Source organism: Streptomyces sp. NPDC006430, assembly GCF_040612395.1.
Taxonomy (GTDB): Bacteria; Actinomycetota; Actinomycetes; order Streptomycetales; family Streptomycetaceae; genus Streptomyces.
On sequence record NZ_JBEXQA010000006.1, the window covers coordinates 109,941 to 128,710 of the forward strand.

Annotated in this window: 12 protein-coding genes; 7 read left to right on the top strand and 5 right to left on the bottom strand. The window is 71.0% G+C overall.

Annotation, left to right across the window (positions count from 1 at the left end; translation table 11 throughout):
• Positions 1-154 precede the first annotated feature (154 nt).
• The 7 genes from ABZZ20_RS11855 to pulA all read left to right on the top strand — a co-directional run bounded on the left by ABZZ20_RS11855 (position 155) and on the right by pulA (position 13,944).
• On the top strand, positions 155-1,429 hold the full coding sequence (locus ABZZ20_RS11855; protein ID WP_356869252.1) for an extracellular solute-binding protein: 1,275 nt from the start codon (positions 155-157) through the stop codon (positions 1,427-1,429).
• 7 nt (positions 1,430-1,436) lie between these two features.
• Entirely contained in the window at positions 1,437-2,465 is a 1,029-nt protein-coding gene (locus tag ABZZ20_RS11860; protein WP_356869253.1) for a sugar ABC transporter permease, read from the top strand.
• Positions 2,462-3,319, top strand: coding sequence for a carbohydrate ABC transporter permease (locus ABZZ20_RS11865; protein ID WP_356869254.1), 858 nt, complete (start codon positions 2,462-2,464; stop codon positions 3,317-3,319). Before ABZZ20_RS11860 ends, ABZZ20_RS11865 begins: the two co-directional genes overlap by 4 nt.
• A 75-nt stretch (positions 3,320-3,394) precedes the next feature.
• On the top strand, positions 3,395-4,996 hold the full coding sequence (locus ABZZ20_RS11870) for a glycoside hydrolase family 13 protein (protein WP_356869255.1): 1,602 nt from the start codon (positions 3,395-3,397) through the stop codon (positions 4,994-4,996).
• Entirely contained in the window at positions 4,984-6,000 is a 1,017-nt protein-coding gene (locus ABZZ20_RS11875; protein ID WP_356869256.1) for a LacI family DNA-binding transcriptional regulator, read from the top strand. Before ABZZ20_RS11870 ends, ABZZ20_RS11875 begins: the two co-directional genes overlap by 13 nt.
• Before the next feature lie 840 nt (positions 6,001-6,840).
• Positions 6,841-8,466 (top strand): carbohydrate-binding module family 20 domain-containing protein, encoded by a 1,626-nt coding sequence (locus tag ABZZ20_RS11880; protein ID WP_356869435.1) that lies wholly within the window; start codon positions 6,841-6,843, stop codon positions 8,464-8,466.
• 117 nt (positions 8,467-8,583) lie between these two features.
• Positions 8,584-13,944 carry a pullulanase-type alpha-1,6-glucosidase gene (pulA, locus tag ABZZ20_RS11885; protein WP_356869257.1) on the top strand — a complete coding sequence of 1,787 codons (5,361 nt, stop codon included), beginning with the start codon at positions 8,584-8,586 and terminating at the stop codon, positions 13,942-13,944.
• Here the strand turns inward: pulA and ABZZ20_RS11890 are convergent.
• The 5 genes from ABZZ20_RS11890 to ABZZ20_RS11910 all read right to left on the bottom strand — a co-directional run bounded on the left by ABZZ20_RS11890 (position 13,931) and on the right by ABZZ20_RS11910 (position 18,764).
• Entirely contained in the window at positions 13,931-14,467 is a 537-nt protein-coding gene (locus tag ABZZ20_RS11890; protein ID WP_356869258.1) for a GNAT family N-acetyltransferase, read from the bottom strand. The genes pulA and ABZZ20_RS11890 overlap by 14 nt on opposite strands.
• A 22-nt stretch (positions 14,468-14,489) precedes the next feature.
• Positions 14,490-15,221 carry a TetR/AcrR family transcriptional regulator gene (locus tag ABZZ20_RS11895; protein ID WP_356869259.1) on the bottom strand — a complete coding sequence of 244 codons (732 nt, stop codon included), beginning with the start codon at positions 15,219-15,221 and terminating at the stop codon, positions 14,490-14,492.
• A gap of 30 nt (positions 15,222-15,251) precedes the next feature.
• On the bottom strand, positions 15,252-16,301 hold the full coding sequence (locus ABZZ20_RS11900) for a PDR/VanB family oxidoreductase (protein ID WP_356869260.1): 1,050 nt from the start codon (positions 16,299-16,301) through the stop codon (positions 15,252-15,254).
• Positions 16,298-17,194, bottom strand: coding sequence for a metal-dependent hydrolase (locus ABZZ20_RS11905; protein WP_356869261.1), 897 nt, complete (start codon positions 17,192-17,194; stop codon positions 16,298-16,300). The genes ABZZ20_RS11900 and ABZZ20_RS11905 overlap by 4 nt, the downstream gene beginning before the upstream one ends.
• Positions 17,195-17,363: 169 nt before the next feature.
• Complete coding sequence (locus ABZZ20_RS11910; RefSeq protein ID WP_356869262.1) at positions 17,364-18,764, bottom strand: hypothetical protein; 1,401 nt, start codon at positions 18,762-18,764, stop codon at positions 17,364-17,366.
• Between the last annotated feature and the right edge of the window lie 6 nt (positions 18,765-18,770).

Consider the following 18,770-nt stretch of genomic DNA (forward strand, 5'->3'; position numbering starts at 1 on the left):
AGCAAGCTGCGGCAACCGTCCGGACACACGGATGTAACGATCGGCCCGTCTTGCAGAAAATTGCCGCAAGCTCTTTCGGTCAGCTTTCAGGCTTGTTACGTTCCCTGCAACTCGGGACCGCGAGGGAGCGGCCGGGATCATCGAAGGAGTTCATATGCGGCGTGGCATAGCGGCCACCGCGCTGGTCGCGACCCTGGCGCTCGCGGCGACGGCTTGCGGCGGTGACACCAAGGACAGCGGTGGCGACACCAAGGCCGGCGGGGAGCTCTCCGGCACGGTCACGTGGTGGGACACCTCGAACGACACCGAGAAGGCCAGCTTCCAGAAGATCGCCGAGGCGTTCACCGCGAAGCACCCGAAGGTCACCGTCAAGTACGTCAACGTCCCGTACGGTGACGCGCAGAACAAGGTCAAGAACGCGTTCAGCAGCGGTTCCGAAGCCCCTGACGTGATCCGCGCCGACGTCGGCTGGGTCGCGGACTTCGCTTCGCTCGGCTACCTCGACGAGGTCCCGGCCGAGACGGCCAAGAAGGTGGACGCCGAGTTCCTGCCGCAGGCCGCGGCCAGCGGCAAGTACGAGGGCAAGACCTACGCCGTCCCGCAGGTCATCGACAGCCTGGGCCTCTTCTACAACAAGAAGATGCTCGCGGACGCCGGCGTCCAGCCCCCCAAGACCCTGGAGGAGCTGAAGGCCGCCTCCGCCGCGATCAAGGCGAAGACCGGCAAGGCCGGCCTCTACCTGCGCGGCGACGACTCCTACTGGTTCCTGCCGCTGATCTACGGCGAGGGCGGCGACCTGGTCGACGCGAAGACCAAGACGGTCACCGTCGACAACGCGGCCGGCGTCAAGGCGTTCAAGACCGCCCGCGACCTGGTCACCTCCGGCGCGGCGGTCACCAACGCCACCGACGGCTGGAACAACATGCAGACGGCCTTCAAGTCCGGCGAGGCCGCCATGATGATCAACGGCCCGTGGGCCGTCGCCGACAGCTACGCCGGCGACCAGTTCAAGGACAAGGCCAACCTCGGCATCGCCGCCGTACCGGCCGGCTCCGTCAAGGCCGGCGCCCCGCAGGGCGGCCACGACCTCGCCGTCTACGCCGGTTCCAAGAACCGCGCCGCCGCGCACGCCTTCGTCGAGTACATGACCTCGCAGGACGTGCAGGTGCAGTCCACCAAGGACCTCAGCCTGCTCCCGACCCGGACCGCCGCCTACGAGCAGCCGGACGTCAAGGGCAACGAGATGGTCCAGTTCTTCAAGCCGGCCGTGGACAAGGCCGTCGAGCGGGCCTGGATCCCGGAGAACGGTTCCCTCTTCGAGCCGCTGAAGGTCGAATACACCAAGGCCATCACCGGGACCTCGACCCCGGAGGACGCGGCCAAGGCTGCCGGCGCCGAGTTCCGCAAGATCCTCAAGGGCTGGAAGTAACGAGACCATGGCTGCTCACACCAGCCAGTCTGTGGCGAAGGCCGCGGGCAGCGAGGGCGCAGAAGCCCTCGCCGCCCGCGGCCGGAGCCGCGCGACTGACAACGGGAACAGCGGTGGACTGAGGCGCGCCCTCGCCACCCACTGGTACGCCTGGACGATGATCGCCCCGGTCGTGATCGTCCTCGGCGTGATCATCGGCTGGCCGCTCTTCCGCGGCATCTACCTGTCGTTGACCGACGCCAACGAGCGCAACGTCGCCCGTACCATCGGCGCCCGCCACATCGACGCGACGTACGAGTTCGTCGGGCTCGACAACTACACGGCCGTACTCAGCGACCCGGTGTTCCTACAGCGGCTGGTGTGGACCGTGATCTGGACCGTCGCGTGCGTGTCCATCACCTTCGGGCTCGGCCTGGTCCTGGCCAACATGCTCAACCGGCAGTTCCGTGGCCGCGCCTTCTACCGGATGGCGCTCATCCTGCCCTGGGCCGTCCCCGGCTTCGTCTCCGTGTTCGCGTGGCGGTTCCTCTTCAACCGCGACAACGGCATCCTCAACAAGCTCCTCGACGGCGGCGGCATCGCCGCGATCCCGTGGCTCGACGACCCGACCTGGGCCAAGTTCTCGGTCATCGCCGTCAACGTCTGGCTCGGCGTCCCCTTCATGATGGTCGCCCTGCTCGGCGGACTCCAGTCGATCCCCGGCGAGCTCTACGAAGCCGCCGAGATGGACGGGGCCACCTCCTGGCAGCGCTTCCGGCACATCACGCTGCCCGGGCTGCGCTCGGTGAGCATGACGGTGATCCTGCTCTCCACCATCTGGACCTTCAACATGTTCCCGGTGATCTTCCTGCTGACGCGGGGCGGACCGGGCGACTCCACCGAGATCCTGGTGACCCAGGCGTTCCGCGAGGCCTTCGTGACGAGCCCGCGCGACTTCGCCGGCTCGGCCACCTGGGGCGTGCTCATCCTCGCCCTGCTCATGATGTTCGCGCTGGTCTACCGGCGCTCGCTGCGCAAGCAGGGAGAGGTGTGGTGACCGTGACAACCGACGTCTCCGTACGCAAGCGGGGCCAGCGTTCACCGCTCGCCTCCGTCGGCCTGCACGCCACGCTCGTCGTCGCGTCCGTGATCGCCGTCTTCCCGGTGCTGTGGGTCCTGCTGACCTCGCTCAAGCCCGCGCAGCACGCGATCACCACGGACTTCGTGAAGGAACCGACCCTCGACAACTACCGCTTCCTGGTGGAGAACACCTCCTTCTTCACCTGGTTCGGCAACTCCGTCCTGGTCGCCGGCGTCACCACCGTCCTCGGTGTGTTCATCGCCGCCACCACCGGGTACGCCGTCAGCCGGTTCAAGTTCCCCGGCATGAAGCCGCTGATGTGGACCCTGCTCGTCACGCAGATGTTCCCGATGGCCATCCTGATCGTCCCGCTCTACAACCTGATGGGACAGCTCGGGCTGCTCAACCAGCCGCTCGGCCTGATCATCACGTACCTCACCATCGCCGTGCCGTTCTGCGCCTGGATGATGAAGGGCTTCTTCGACACGATCCCGATCGAGATCGACGAATCCGGCCGCGTCGACGGGCTCAACCCCTTCGGCACCTTCTGGCGCCTCATCCTGCCGCTGGCCAAGCCCGGCCTCGCCGTCACCGGCTTCTACTCCTTCATCACCGCCTGGGGCGAGGTCGCGTACTCCTCCGCCTTCATGGTCGGCGACGAGAACCTCACCCTCGCCGGCGGCCTCCAGACATTCGTCACCCAGTACACCGCCAACTGGGGTCCGATGACGGCCGCCTCGGTCCTCATCGCCATCCCGGCGGCCCTCTTCTTCGTCTTCGCCCAGCGTCACCTCGTCGCCGGGATGACGGCAGGCGCGACCAAGGGCTGACCCCCTCGCGACCAAAGGGCTGACCACCCGTTGCCTGCCCCCACACACCCCCGGCCCGATCTCTTCAAGGACGACATGACCCAGCACCTCGCCGACGCACTCCCTGCTCCGACCGGCACCCGGCCCGGTTGGTGGAGAGAAGCGGTGATCTACCAGGTCTATCCGCGCAGCTTCGCCGACTCCAACGGAGACGGCATGGGGGACCTCGAAGGCATCCGCAGCCGACTGCCCTACCTCAAGGAACTGGGGGTCGACGCCGTATGGCTGAGCCCCTTCTACGCCTCCCCGCAGGCCGACGCCGGCTACGACGTCGCCGACTACCGGGCCATCGACCCCATGTTCGGCACCCTGCACGACGCCGACGCAGTGATCCGCGAAGCCCACGCACTGGGCCTGCGCATCATCGTGGACCTGGTCCCCAACCACTGCTCCGATCAGCACGAATGGTTCAAGCAGGCACTGCGCGAGGGCCCCGGCACCCCGCTGCGCGAGCGCTTCCACTTCCGCCCGGGGCAGGGCGCTGACGGCTCCGAGCCCCCGAACGACTGGGAGTCCATCTTCGGCGGCCCCGCCTGGACCCGCGTCGAGGACGGCGAGTGGTACCTGCACCTCTTCGCCCCCGAGCAGCCCGACTTCAACTGGGAACACCCGGCCGTCCAGGACGAGTTCCGCTCCATCCTGCGCTTCTGGCTCGACCTCGGCGCCGACGGCTTCCGCATCGACGTCGCGCACGGCCTGGTCAAGGCCCCCGGCCTGCCCGACCTCGGCCGCGACGAGCAGCTCAAGCTGCTCGGCAACCAGGTGCTGCCCTTCTTCGACCAGGACGGGGTCCACGAGATCTACCGCTCCTGGCGGACCGTGCTGGACGAGTACGCCGGCGACCGCATCGGGGTCGCCGAGGCGTGGACGCCCAGCGCCGACCGCACCGCGCTCTACCTGCGCCCCGACGAACTGCACCAGGCCTTCAACTTCCACTACCTGAACACCGGCTGGGACGCGGCAGCGCTGCGCTCCGCCATCGACGACTCGCTCGACGCGATGCGGCCGGTCGGCGCCCCGACCACCTGGGTGCTGTCCAACCACGACGTCGTACGGCACGTCACCCGCTACGGCGGCGGCGCGCAGGGCCTGGCCCGAGCGCGGGCGGCAGCCCTGCTGATGCTCGCCCTGCCCGGTTCGGCGTACGTCTACCAGGGCGAGGAGCTCGGCCTGCCGGAGGTCGTGGACCTGCCCGACGAGGTGCGCCAGGACCCGTCCTTCTTCAAGGAGAACGGCCAGGACGGGCTGCGCGACGGCTGCCGCGTGCCGATCCCGTGGTCCGGCGACCAGGCGCCGTACGGCTTCGGGTCCGGCGGCAGCTGGCTGCCGCAGCCGGCCGAGTGGGCGGGCCTGAGCGTCGAGGCGCAGACCGGTGACCCGGCCTCGACGCTGGAGCTGTACCGGGCGGCGCTGCGGATCCGCCGCGAGCGGGACGACCTGGGCGCGGGCGACGCGGTGGAGTGGCTGGAGGCGCCGGAAGGCGTCCTGGCGTTCCGCCGCGGGGACTTCGTCTGCACGGTCAACACCACCGGGCAGCCGGTGCGGCTGCCCGCGCCGGGCACGGTGCTGCTCGCCAGCGCGGAGCTCGCGGACCCGGGCACGCTGCCCGCCGACACGGCGGTGTGGTGGCAGGGGTGACCTCCCCGCTCCGGCTGACGGACATCGCCGCGCAGGCCAAGGTCAGCGAGGCGACCGTCAGCCGTGTGCTCAACGGCAAGGCGGGCGTGGCGGCCGGCACCCGGCACAAGGTGCTGGCCGCCATGGACCTGCTCGGCTACGAGCGGCCCGTACGGCTGCGCCGCCGCAGCAACGGCCTGGTGGGCCTGCTCATCCCGGAGCTGACCAACCCCATCTTCCCGGCGTTCGCGCAGGTCATAGAGCAGGCGTTGGCGGGCCACGGGTACACGCCGGTGCTGTGCACGCAGACCCCGGGCGGGGCCACCGAGGACGAACTGGTGGAGCAGCTGGAGGAGCGGGGGGTCACCGGGATCGTCTTCCTGTCCGGGCTGCACGCGGACTCGTCCACCGATCCGTCCCGCTACCAACGGCTCGCCTCGCGGGGCGTGCCGTTCGTCCTGATCAACGGCTTCAACGAGCACGTGAACGCGCCGTTCATCTCCCCGGACGACCGGGCGGCAGCGGACATGGCCGTCCGCCACCTGGCCGACCTGGGGCACCGGCGGATCGGTCTGGCCATCGGCCCGACGCGGTACGTGCCGTCGGCCCGCAAGGAGCAGGGCTTCGTCGCCGCCGTTCCCTCGGCGGAGGAAGAGGGCCTGATCCAGCGCACGCTGTTCACGGTGGAGGGCGGCCACGCGGCGGCCGGCGCCCTGTTGGACCGCGGCTGCACCGGCATCGTGTGCGGCAGCGACCCGATGGCGCTGGGCGTGATCCGCGCGGTCCGCGAGCGCGGGCTGCGAGTACCGGAGGACGTCTCGGTGGTCGGCTTCGACGACTCGCCGCTGATCGCGTTCACCGACCCGCCGCTGACGACGATCCGCCAGCCGGTCCGCGCGATGGCGACGGCTGCGGTCGGCGCCCTCCTGGAGGCGGTGGGCGGCACCCCCGTCCAGCGGACGGAGTACGTGTTCCAGCCGGAACTGGTGGTCCGGGGCTCGACCGCGCAGGGGCCTGCGGCGTAGGACGGCCGCAGTCGGGGACCGGGACCCGGGCGGTCCCGGTCCCCGAACCCCGCACCCCGAACCGGCACGGGGCGGCGCCCGGCGACCGGACGGAGCCGACGGGCGCGGGAAAACACCACGCCCCCACTGCACTCCGGTCCCCGGCCCGCGGGCGAACCTGACGCCGCCCCGGGGTCGGGGGTCGGGGGTCCGGGTGTCCGGCGGTCAGGGGTCCGGCGTATGTGCCGCGCTCCCGTACCCGGTCGGCCCGTCAGTGAACCTGCCGCGTTCCCGTCCCCGGCCCGCGGGCGAACCTGCCGCGTTCCCGGGTCCGGGTGTCCGGGGCTCGACCGCGCACCGGAGCAGGCCCGGAGGCCGCAGGTGATGCCCTCCGGCGGTCGAGCGCGCCCGGTGTGACAGCGCCGCCTCGTCCCGGGTCGTGCGACGGGCCGGGACCGCCGCATCTGCGGCGGCGGTAACCCCCGCCCAGCTCTCCTGCCGGCCTCGCGCCGTCGGCGAAGACGCGGCCGAGGCCGGTGTGCGCGCCGACGGTGCGCCCGGCGCCCGGCCGTCCGCCCCGGGTCGGCGGGGCGTGCACGGCCCCCTCCTCGACGCGGGCCGCGAAGCGGTCGAGCCCTGCGTCCTCGTCCCGGACCGGGACACGCCCCGGAAACAATTCTGCAATCTCTTGCGCAAACTCTTGCAGGCCTCCTACCTGGCCCCTACGGTCGCTGCAATCCCCACCTCTTCCGCCAGGAGGCCCCCCGCATGCCTGTCAATGCTGCCAGAGCTGCAAGAACCACCAGAGCTGCAACCCTCTTCGCCGTCACCGCACTTGCAGCCGCCACCCTCACCGCCGGGATGCCGCAGGCCGTCGCCGCACCCCCCGGCGACAAGGACGTCACCGCCGTCCTGTTCGAATGGCGCTTCGACTCCGTCGCCAAGGCCTGCACCGATTCCCTCGGGCCCGCCGGGTACGGCTACGTCCAGGTCTCGCCGCCCCAGGAGCACATCCAGGGTCCCCAGTGGTGGACCTCGTACCAGCCCGTCAGCTACCGGATCGCCGGGCGCCTCGGTGACCGGGCCGCCTTCAAGGCCATGGTCGACACCTGCCACGCCGCCGGCGTGAAGGTCGTCGCGGACTCCGTCATCAACCACATGGCGGCCGGCGACGGCACCGGCACCGGCGGGTCTTCGTACACGAAGTACAACTATCCGGGCGTCTACTCCGGTTCCGATATGGACGACTGCCGCGCCACGATCTCCAACTACCAGGACCGGGCCAACGTCCAGAACTGCGAGCTCGTCCAGCTCGCCGACCTCGACACCGGCGAGGACTACGTACGCGGTCGCATCGCGGGATACCTGAACGACCTGCTCTCCCTCGGCGTGGACGGATTCCGGATCGACGCCGCCAAGCACATGCCGGCCGCCGACCTCGCCAACATCAAGTCGCGGCTGACCAACCCGGGCGCCTACTGGAAGCAGGAGGCGATATTCGGCGCGGGCGAGGCTGTCTCGCCCTCCGAGTACCTCGGCAACGGCGACGTACAGGAGTTCCGTTACGCCCGCGACCTCAAGCGCGTCTTCCAGAACGAGAACCTCGCCTACCTGAAGAACTTCGGCGAGGCCTGGGGCTACATGAACGGCTCCCAGTCCGCCGTCTTCGTCGACAACCACGACACCGAGCGGGTCGGTGACACGCTCAACTACAAGGACGGCTCGGCCTACACGCTCGCCAGCGTCTTCATGCTGGCCTGGCCCTACGGCTCCCCGGACGTGCACTCCGGCTACGAGTGGACCGACAAGGACGCCGGCCCGCCGAACGGCGGCTCGGTCAACGCCTGTTACAGCGACGGCTGGAAGTGCCAGCACGCCTGGCGGGAGATCTCCTCCATGGTCGGCTTCCGCAACGCGGCCCGCGGTCAGGCCGTCGCCAACTGGTGGGACAACGGCGGCGACCAGATCGCCTTCGGACGCGGCACCAAGGCGTACGTGGCCATCAACTACGAGGGTTCCGCCCTGACCAGGACCTTCCAGACCTCCCTGCCGGCCGGGGACTACTGCGACGTGCAGAGCGGCCGTACGGTCACCGTCGGATCCTCCGGCGAGTTCACCGCCACTGTCGCGGCCGGCACCGCCCTCGCCCTCCACGTGGACGCCCGTACCTGCACCGGGAGCAGCACTCCGGCCACCGCCGGTGCCTCCTTCGCCGTCAACGCCACCACCGTCCTCGGCGAGAACATCTACGTCACCGGTGACCGCGCCGAACTCGGCAGCTGGAACACCGCCAGCGCCCTCAAGCTCGACCCGGCGGCCTACCCCGTCTGGAAGCTCGACGTGACGCTCCCGGCCGGCACGGTCTTCGCGTACAAGTACCTCCGCAAGGACGCCGCCGGGAACGTCACGTGGGAGAGCGGCGCCAACCGCACCGCCACCGTCCCGGCGAGCGGCAAGGTCGTGCTGAACGACACCTGGCGCAACTGAGCGCCCACCGACCAGGGCCGCCCGGTATCCGCGTCCTCCCCCAGCTACTTGCCGGGAGGTGCTCCAGCCAACACCGGGCGGCCCTCATTCCGTGCCACGTAACCAAGGAGACCCACCTTGATACGCCCCGCCGCAGGAGTCCTCGCCGCCGCCCTGGCCGTGACGCTCCTGCCCGCCCTCCCCGCCGCGGCCGACGCCGCCAAAGCGCCGGCCCCGCCCTCGGACGCGAAACTGGCCGCCGAGCCAGCCCGGCACGACCTGACCCGGGAGCAGTTCTACTTCGTCCTCCCGGACCGGTTCGCGAACGGCGACCCGCGCAACGACACCGGAGGCCTGACCGGTACCCGGCTCGACACCGGACTGGACCCGACGGACAAGGGCTTCTACCAGGGCGGTGACCTCAAGGGCCTGACCGACCGGCTCGACTACATCAAGGGGCTCGGCACCACGGCCATCTGGATGGCGCCGATCTTCAAGAACCAGCCCGTGCAGGGCAAGGGCAACGACGTCTCGGCCGGCTACCACGGTTACTGGATCACCGACTTCACCCAGGTCGACCCGCACTTCGGCACCAACGCGGACCTGGAGCGGCTGATCGACAAGGCGCACGCGAAGGGGATGAAGGTCTTCTTCGACGTCATCACCAACCACACCGCCGACGTCGTCGACTACCGCGAGCAGTCGTACTCCTACCTGTCGAAGGGGGCCTTCCCCTATCTGACCAAGGACGGGGTCGCATTCGACGACAAGGACTACGCCGACGGGAAGAAGAGGTTCCCCAAGACCGGGCCCGGGTCCTTCCCCCGCACCCCCTTCGTCCCCGACGCGAAGAAGAACCTCAAGGCCCCCGCCTGGCTCAACGACCCGACGATGTACCACAACCGGGGCGACTCCACCTTCGCCGGGGAATCCTCCGACCAGGGCGACTTCTTCGGGCTCGACGACCTGTGGACCGAGCGCCCCGAGGTCGTCCAGGGGATGGAGAAGATCTACGAGAAGTGGGTCCGTGACTTCGCCATCGACGGCTTCCGCATCGACACGGTCAAGCACGTCAACACCGAGTTCTGGACCCAGTGGGCCACCGCCCTCGACCAGTACGCCGCCCGGCACGGCCGCAAGAACTTCTTCATGTTCGGCGAGGTCTACTCCGCCGACACCGCCGTCACCTCCCCGTACGTGACGCGCGGGCGCCTCGACGCCACCCTCGACTTCCCGCTCCAGGACGCGATCCGCGCATACGCCTCCCAGGGCGCGGCGGCCCCGCGGCTGGGCTCGGTGCTGGCCGACGACTACCGGTACACCACCGACAAGGCGAACGCGTACGAGCAGGTCACCTTCCTCGGCAACCACGACATGGGCCGCTTCGGGACCTTCCTGAAGCAGGACCGGCCGGGAGCGGGGGAGCAGGAGCTGCTGGACCGCTACCGGCTCGCCAACGAGCTGATGTTCTTCTCCCGGGGCAATCCGGTGATCTACTCCGGTGACGAGCAGGGCTTCACCGGTGCGGGGGGCGACAAGGACGCCCGCCAGCCGCTCTTCGCCTCCCGCGTCGCGGACTACCTGGACGACGACCAGCTCGGTACGGCGCGCACGCACGCGAGCGACGCCTACGATCCGGGACACCCGCTCTACCAGCAGATCAGTGCCCTCTCGAAGCTGACCAAGGCCCACCCGGCCCTGCGCGACGGCGTCCAGAGCGAGCGCCTCGCCGAGGGCTCCGTCTACGCCTTTGCCCGTACCGACACCCGGACGCGCACCGAGTACCTGGTCGCCACGAACAACGGCGCCGAGGCCAAGACCGTGCAGCTCGACGCCCCCGCCGGAACCCAGTACCGCACCCTGTACGGCGGCACCGCGCTGATCCGGTCCTCGGCGGCCGGGAAGCTCACCGTCACCGTCCCCGCCCTCGGCTCGGTGGTCCTCCAGGCCACCGCCCCGCTCGCCGCCCCCGTCGGCAAGCCCGCCCTGACCCTGAAGGCTCCCGCCCCCGGCGCCACCGGCACCGTCGAGCTTTCCGCCGAGGTCACCGGTGGCGGCCTGAACCGGGTCGTCTTCGCCGCCCAGGCCGGCACCGGTGCGTGGCAGGTCCTCGGCTCCGCCGACCACGCCCCGTACAAGGTCACGCAGCACGTCACCGCCCCCGCGGGCACCGCGCTGCGGTACAAGGCCGTCGCCGTCGACGCCGCCGGCCACACCGCGAGCGCCCTCGCCGCGTCCGTTTCCGGCCAGGTCCCGCCCGTGGACACCCCCACCGCCACCCAGCGCGACTACGCGGTGGTCCACTACCACCGCCCCGACGGCGACTACACGAACTGGCGCCTCTACGCCTGGGGCGACCTCGCCGACGGCGAAGCCACCCCGTGGCCGGCCGGGCACGACTTCACCGGCCGTGACGCGTACGGCGCCTTCGCCCACGTCAAGCTGAAGCCCGGCGCCTCCTCGATCGGCTACCTCGTCATCGACAAGGACGGAAACAAGGACGTTTCCGCCGACCGCACCCTGGACGTGACCAAGAGCGGCGAGGTCTGGTTGGAGCAGGGCCAGGACGCGGCCCGCACCGACCGCCCCGCGTACCCGCCGCAGGACCAGACCAAGGCCGTCCTCCACTACCAGCGCGCCGACGGCGCCTACGACGGCTGGGGCCTGCACCTCTGGACCGGCGCCGCGACCCCGACCGACTGGTCCAAGCCGCTGATGCCCGCCCGCACCGACTCCTACGGCGCGGTGTACGAGGTGCCGCTCGCGGCCGGCGCGACCAGCCTCAGCTACATCCTCCACAAGGGCGACGAGAAGGACCTCCCCTCCGACCAGTCCCTGGACCTGAAGGCCCTCGGCCACGAGGTCTGGATGCTGGGCGGCCGGGCCCCGTACCTCCTGCCCCAGCCCGCCGGCTCCTCCGCAGCCCTGGACCTCACCAAGGCCCAGGCCGTCTGGATCGACCGCGACACCCTCGTCTGGAACGCCCCCGCGGGCGCCGCCTCCGTACAGCTCCTCGCCTCCCACGAGGGCACGATCGCGGCCGAGAAGGGCGCACTGACCGGCGCGGGCGGGGCACAGTGGCTGCGGCTGTCCGCGGCGCAGCTGACCGACGCCCAGAAGCAGAAGTTCCCGCACCTGGCCGCCTCCACCGCGTTCACCGTCGACCCGCGCGACCGCGACCGCGTCCGGGGAGCCCTGCGCGGGCAGCTCGTCGCGAGCGCCCGCGCCACGAACGGGGCCGTCCTGGCCGCCACCGGCGTCCAACTCGCCGGCGTACTCGACGACCTGTACGCGACCACCTCGGCCCTCGGCCCGACCTTCAAGGACGGCCGCCCCACCCTCTCCGTCTGGGCCCCCACCGCCCAGCAGGTCGCCCTCGAACTCGACGGCCGCACCGTCGCCATGCGCCGTGACGACGCCACCGGCGTCTGGTCGGTGCGCGGCGAGCGCAACTGGACCGGCAAGCCGTACCGCTACGCCGTCACCGTGTGGGCCCCGAGCACCCGCCAGGTGGTCCGCAACCTGGTCACCGACCCGTACTCCACCGCCCTGACCGCGGATTCCACGTACAGCCTGGTCGTCGACCTGGCCGACCCGAAGCTGGCCCCGCCCGGCTGGCGCGCACTGCGCAAGCCCGCGTCCGTCCCCTTCACCTCCGCGCAGATCCAGGAGCTCCACATCCGCGACTTCTCGGTCGCGGACCGTACGAGCACCCACCCCGGGCAGTACCTGGCGTTCACCGACACCGGCTCGGCGGGCATGCAGCACCTGCGCGCACTGGCCGCGTCCGGCACCTCCTACGTCCACCTCCTGCCCGCCTTCGACATCGGCACCATTCCCGAGAAGGCCGCCGACCGCACCGAACCCGCCTGTGACCTGAAGGTGTACGCGCCGGACTCCGAGCAGCAGCAGGCCTGCGTGGCCGCCGCAGCCGCGAAGGACGCGTACAACTGGGGCTACGACCCGCTGCACTACACCGTTCCGGAGGGCTCCTACGCGAGCGACCCCAACGGGACGGCCCGCACGGTCGAGTTCCGCAAGATGGTCCAGTCGCTGAACGGGGCCGGCCTGCGCACCGTGATGGACGTGGTCTACAACCACACCGTGGCGTCCGGCCAGTCGGACAAGTCGGTCCTGGACCGGATCGTGCCGGGCTACTACCAGCGGCTGATGGCGGACGGCTCGGTCGCCAACTCCACCTGCTGCGCCAACACGGCTCCCGAGAACGCCATGATGGGCCGGCTCGTCGTGGACTCGATCGTCACCTGGGCCAAGGAGTACAAGGTCGACGGCTTCCGCTTCGACCTCATGGGCCACCACCCAAAGGCGAACATCCTGGCCGTACGCAAGGCCCTCGACGCCCTGACCGTCGCGAAGGACGGCGTCGACGGCAAGAAGATCATCCTCTACGGGGAGGGCTGGAACTTCGGCGAGGTCGCGGACGACGCCCGCTTCGTCCAGGCCACGCAGAAGAACATGGCCGGCACCGGCATCGCCACCTTCTCGGACCGCTCGCGCGACGCCGTCCGCGGCGGCGGCCCCTTCGACGAGGACCCGCGTGTCCAGGGCTTCGCCTCGGGCCTGTTCACGGCCCCCAACGCCTCGCCCGCGAACGGCACCGCGGAGCAGCAGCGGGCCCGTCTCCTGCACGCCCAGGACCTCATCAAGGTCGGACTGTCCGGCAACCTCGCCTCCTACGCCTTCACCGACACCACGGGCCGGCGCACCAAGGGCTCCGAGGTGGACTACAACGGCGCCCCCGCCGGATACGCGGCAGCCCCCGGCGACGCCCTCGCCTACGTGGACGCCCACGACAACGAAACCCTGGCCGACGCCCTGAGGTACAAGCTCCCGCAGGGCACCTCCACCGCCGACCAGGCCCGCATGCAGGTCCTCGCGATGGCGACCGCCACCCTCTCCCAGGGCCCGGCGCTCTCCCAGGCGGGCACGGACCTGCTCCGCTCGAAGTCCCTGGACCGCAACTCGTACGACAGCGGCGACTGGTTCAACGCCGTCCACTGGGACTGCCGCGACGGCAACGGCTTCGGCCGGGGTCTGCCGCCGGCAGCCGACAACGGGTCCAAGTGGCTATACGCGAAGCCCCTGTTGACCGGACCGATCCCCGCCTGCGCCGACATCGCGGGGGCCTCTGCGGGCTACCGCGACCTGCTCAAGATCCGTACGACGGAACCGTCGTTCGGGCTCACCACACCGGAAGCGGTCCAGGCCGCGCTGGCCTTCCCGCTCTCCGGCAAGGACGAGACCCCGGGGGTGATCACCATGGCCCTCGGCGACCTGGTGGTGGTCTTCAACGCCACGCCTACCGCCCAGCCCCAGCGCATCCCGGCCCTCGCGGGCACCGCCTACGCCCTGCACCCGGTCCAGTCGGCCGGCTCCGACCCCGTGGTCAAGCAGGCGACGTACGACGCACGGACAGGAGAGTTCACCACCCCGGCCCGCACCGTCGCCGTCTTCACCCGGAACCTCACACGACGGTGAGTTGATCGAGCCGCTTCTCCAAAAGGATCACGCCGTACACCCGGCCGTCCTTGCCCTCCTTGTGGGGGAACTCCCCGACCACCCGGTAGCCCGCACCCCGGTAGTACGCGAGCAGCCGGGGGTTGGTGGAGACGCAATCCAGCCGCGCCCGCGGCAAACCCGAGCCGGCGATCCGGCGCTCGGCATGTTCGAGCATCCGGCGCCCGGCGCCCGCGGGCGCGGTTTCGCGTTCCACCATCAGCCGGTGCACGTAGCCGGCGACCGGCGGTTGCACGCCCCAGGCCTCCTCGTCGGAGAACCACAGCTCGTACGCCCCGATGATCCGGCCGTCACAGTCCCCCGCGAGCCACACCTCGCCCTCGCGCATCTTCGCCAGGAAGTGCGCGGCGTCCTTGTCCCCGGGCTTCCACTGGTCGATCCCGTGCTTCTGCATCCACCGGGCAGCCTGATCGTGCAGGGCCACCAGTGTGCCGGCGTCCTTCGCCACGGCCCGCCGGAACAAGATCCCGTCATCAATGATCACGCGCGTATTATCACGCGGATGATCACCGAGGACCGGGCACCCCGGAAACCTCGGGCTCCGCGGCACCGGGCACGAGCGCCCCGAGCCGCCCCACCAGCTCGCCGAAGGGCCCGTCGGCCGGTTCGTCGGCCAGGATCCGCACCAGGATCTGGGCCATCTCCCCGTCGTACGCGGCGCTCACGGCGGCCAGCGCGGCGAAGTCGTGCACGAGCTGCAGCTCCAGCTCGGCCCGCGGGATCCGGCGCCCGTCCAGCCAGATCAGCGCGGTGGACTCCGCCAGCGACACCCATGACCGCACCACGAGCTCCAGCCGCGCGGGCGGCTTCTCGATCCCGATGTGCGTGAGGATCTGCTCGTACGCGGCCTGTCGGACCTCGTCGATCATCTGGTTGGTCCGGTTGCTCCCGACCGCCGGCCCGCCGCGCATCAGCGCCGAGAACCCGGGCCCGTGCTCGTCGACGAACGCGAAGAACCGGCCCATCACCCGCAGCAGCCGCGATCCGAGCGGCCCCTCCTGCGGCTCCACGAACCGCTGCGCGAGCTCATCGGCGGCCCGCCGCAGCGCGGCCTCGTACAGGCTCAACTTGCCCGGAAAGTAGTGGTAGACGAGCGGCCGCGATATCCCTGCTGCCGCCGCGATCTCGTCTATGGACACATCGTCGGGCGACCTGTGGCTGAACAGCTCCAGGGCCACCCCGATCAGCTGCTGCCGCCGCTCCTCGACACCCATCCTGCGTCGCACCCCGGTTGTCATGCGAACACCCTACTGGGCCCGCGGCAGGGCTCAGAGGTCGAGGACCAGGTGGTTGTCCCGGGCACGGGAGACGCACAGGAGCATCGAGTCCTCGTGCTCCTGGTCCGTGAGGAGCTCGTCGCGGTGGTCGACCTCGCCCGCGAGGACGCGGTGTTGGCAGGTGCCGCAGAAGCCCTGTTCGCAGGAGTACGGGGTGTCGGGGAGCTCCCGGCGGACCGCGGTCAGGGCGGATTCGTCCGCGGCGACCTCGATCGTGCGGCCCGAGCGGTGGAGTTCCACGGTGAAGGGGCGCGACCCCCCGGTCGCCGCGGACGTCGGGGTGAAGCGTTCCAGGTGGACCGGCGTGCCCGGCGGGACCGCTGACCGGACCGCCGCCATCAGGGGCTCCGGGCCGCAGCAGTAGACCGGGGTGTCGGGGCCGGTTTCCGAGAGCGTGGTCAGGTCGGGGAGGCCCGCCTCGTCCTCCGCGACGATCGTGACCCGTGAGCCGTACGCCGCCAGCTCCGCGAGGAAGGGCATCGAGGCGCGGCTGCGACCGCCGTAGACCAGGGTCCAGTGCGCGCCCGCTGCCGTGGCCGCCCGGAGCATCGGGAGGATCGGGGTGATGCCGATGCCGCCCGCGACGAAGGCGTACGACGCGGACGGGACCAGCTCGAAGCGGTTGCGCGGCGGGCGGAGTTCGAGTTCGGCGCCCTCCACCAGCTGGGCGTGCGCCTCGCGGGAGCCGCCGCGGCCGTCTTCGACCAGACGGATCGCGACCGTGTACCGGCCCGCATCGGCCGGATCGCCGCAGAGGCTGTACTGGCGGACCAGGCCCGAGGGGAGCCGGACGTCCACGTGCGCGCCCGGGGTCCAGGGCGGGAGCTCCGGGGATTCGAGGACCAGTTGCAGGACGCCGTCCGCCGGCTGCGTGCGGGAGACGATCGGCGTGCGGAGCCACCGGCGCGGTGAGTGGCCCGAGATCGGGGTCTCCAGGGCGGGCAGGGGCCAGAGGGGGGAGCGGGCGATGCGCTTGCGGAGGGCGCGGCGGGTCAGCAGGGCCGCGCCGGCCAGCGCCGCCACCTTCAGGGCGCGGGTCATGCCGTGGCACCGCCGTTCGCGCCGGGGGAGGAGGCCAGGTAGGCCACGGCCTGGGCGGTCGAGCCCTCCTGGGAGGGGTGGTAGGTGCGGGAGAGGTACGTCGGGATCGACTTGAGCATGGCGCCCGCCGAGGGGAGGGTGCCCTGTCGGCCGGCGCGGAAGAACTGGCCCAGCGAGGCCTTGGCACCGACCAGCTCCGGGTCGTTCTCCATGAAGAAGCGGGTGCCCCGCTGCCACAGGAAGACCAGCGCCGTGAAGGCGGTGGCCCAGGTCCGGGCCCGGCGACGGTAGCCGCCGTCCACGTGCATGAAGAGGTCGAAGGCCACCGAGCGGTGCTCCACCTCCTCCGCGCCGTGCCAGCGCAGCAGGTCCAGCATCATCGGATCGGCGCCCCGCCGGTCCAACTCCCGTGCGTTCAGGACCCAGTTGCCGAGGAACGCCGTGTAGTGCTCGATCGCGGCGATCATCGCGACCCGCTCCATGAGCCACCAGTGCCGGGCCTTGCCGGGGGGAAGCGTCCGGTCGCCCAGCAGCTTCTCGAAGAGCCAGTCCACCTGCGCCGTGTAAGGGGTCGGGTCCAGGCCCAGCCGCTTCAGGTGGGGGAGCACGTCGTCGTGCGCGGCGGCGTGCATGGCCTCCTGGCCGATGAAGCCGACGACCGCCGCACGCAGTTGCTCGTCCTCGATGTACGGGAGCACCTGCTTGTAGACGTGCACGAACCAGCGCTCGCCCGCGGGGAGCAGGAGGTGCAGCACGTTGATGGTGTGCGTGGCGAACGGGTCGCCCGGGAGCCAGTGGAGCGGGGTGTCCTCCCAGTCGAAGGACACGTTCCGCGCCTTAAGGTCCGTGTGTTCCGACGCCACGGGGGCGGGCGCGAGCGGCGTATTAGACATGACGTCAATGTACTGAGGGGTAGGGGAGAGGAGAACCCCTCTGCGCCCACTTCCTGTTGCCTCCCCCGGGCGCCCGCGCCCGGGGGAGGTGGCGGGCGGGTGTCACACCCGGCTGTGGCCCGGCTCTCACCCGCTCGTCGTGTCCGACTACCGCCCGACTACCGCCCGACTACCGCCCGGCGTGTCCGCTGGCGAGCGCCCACTCGCGGTTGAGGGTGCCCAGCGGGATGCGGCGCTCGAAGACGGGAGTGCCGAACAGGGACAGCTGCAGGTGGAGGTTGCCGCTCAGGTCGAAGCCGCCGTACACCGCCCAGGCGCCGCTGACGGAGGTCTTGCCGTCGCTGGAGGCGCTCGCCTTGACGTCGGCCTCGCCGCGCAGGTACGGGGCGAAGTCCGCGCTGACGCCGACCGCTCCGTACAGGCCGACGGAGGCCTCGGCGCCGATCGCGCCCTTGACCTTCCCGGCCGCGGTGACGCTCGCCTTGACCGGGGTGCTCTGGACGTTGGACGTGCTGACCGGGGTCCAGCCCTTGCCCAGTGCGTAGCTGCCGCCGACCCGGAAGTCGCCCTTGACGTCCTGCTGGACGTCCAGGGTGACGCGGCCGTCGGCCTCCACCTGGACGTAGCAGGTCAGGTCGAGGTTCACGACGACGGGCACCGGGCCGACCTGGATGACCGGGGCGGTGTGCAGCTTGGCGAACGGGATGCGCTTGGGCGCGCCGGTGCTCGCGGCGGCCCGGCCCTGGAGCTTCCACTGCGAGGACCAGTCGCCGCTCATGCCGAGGAAGGCGCCGCGCGGGCCGGAACCGATGCTCGGCGTGCCGTCGTAGGAGAACTCCACCTCGGGGGCGAGCTGGACGAAGCCGGAGACGGAGGCGCCCGCCGAGACGGGAGCGTCCGGAGCGGTGTCGACGGCGGCATTGACGTCGAGGCGCAGGTTGCCGAGCGGCAGCTTGGCGCTCTGGGGGCCGAACTTCACGCCCTGGCTCTTGGCCCAGGAGAACGTGACGCCCTTCATCAGGGGTTCGACGGTGACCGACGACGGGTCGACGGGGACCTTGCCGTCGGCCTTGTCGTCGTTGAGGACGGAGGCGAGCGTCGTGGAGGCGGTCTTGACCTCGGTGCCGCGGTCGGTCTTCCCGACGACCTCGGTGACCTTGGCGAGCAGGCCGTTGGGCGCGCCGGGGGCCGGCGCGCTGGCGATGACGTCGCCCACCGCGACCGGCTTGTCGGCCTCGGGGGACCGGCTCGGGGAAGGCGAACGGGTGGGCCCCTTCGGGGCCTTGGATATGACCGCCCGTCCGCTCGCCTGGTCGTAGGAAGCGACCTTCAGCGAGGACTGCTCGGTCTTGCCCTTACCGTCGGCGCGCGCCACGGCCGCCGGTGTGGGCGTTCCCTGCGGCGCCGCGGCCACCTCGAGCTGCTGCGAGGTGCCGTCGGCCGCAGGGGCGAGGGTGGCGGGGGTGGCCGGCTCGGCGGCGCTGGTGTGGGGGGTGGAGGAGCAACCGGTGGCGGCGAGCGCCAGGGTGGTGACGCCGGGAATCAGGAGGCGTCGGGCGAGCGTGCGCAATGAACG

What these genes read in the sequence shown, in the direction of transcription:
- ABZZ20_RS11855 (WP_356869252.1), top strand. Translation starts at nt 155, where the DNA reads ATGCGGCGTGGCATAGCGGCCACCGCGCTGGTCGCGACCCTGGCGCTC.
- ABZZ20_RS11860 (WP_356869253.1), top strand. Translation starts at nt 1,437, where the DNA reads ATGGCTGCTCACACCAGCCAGTCTGTGGCGAAGGCCGCGGGCAGCGAG.
- ABZZ20_RS11870 (WP_356869255.1), top strand. Translation starts at nt 3,395, where the DNA reads ATGACCCAGCACCTCGCCGACGCACTCCCTGCTCCGACCGGCACCCGG.
- ABZZ20_RS11880 (WP_356869435.1), top strand. Translation starts at nt 6,841, where the DNA reads ATGCCGCAGGCCGTCGCCGCACCCCCCGGCGACAAGGACGTCACCGCC.
- ABZZ20_RS11895 (WP_356869259.1), bottom strand. Translation starts at nt 15,221, where the DNA reads ATGACAACCGGGGTGCGACGCAGGATGGGTGTCGAGGAGCGGCGGCAG.
- ABZZ20_RS11900 (WP_356869260.1), bottom strand. Translation starts at nt 16,301, where the DNA reads ATGACCCGCGCCCTGAAGGTGGCGGCGCTGGCCGGCGCGGCCCTGCTG.
- ABZZ20_RS11905 (WP_356869261.1), bottom strand. Translation starts at nt 17,194, where the DNA reads ATGTCTAATACGCCGCTCGCGCCCGCCCCCGTGGCGTCGGAACACACG.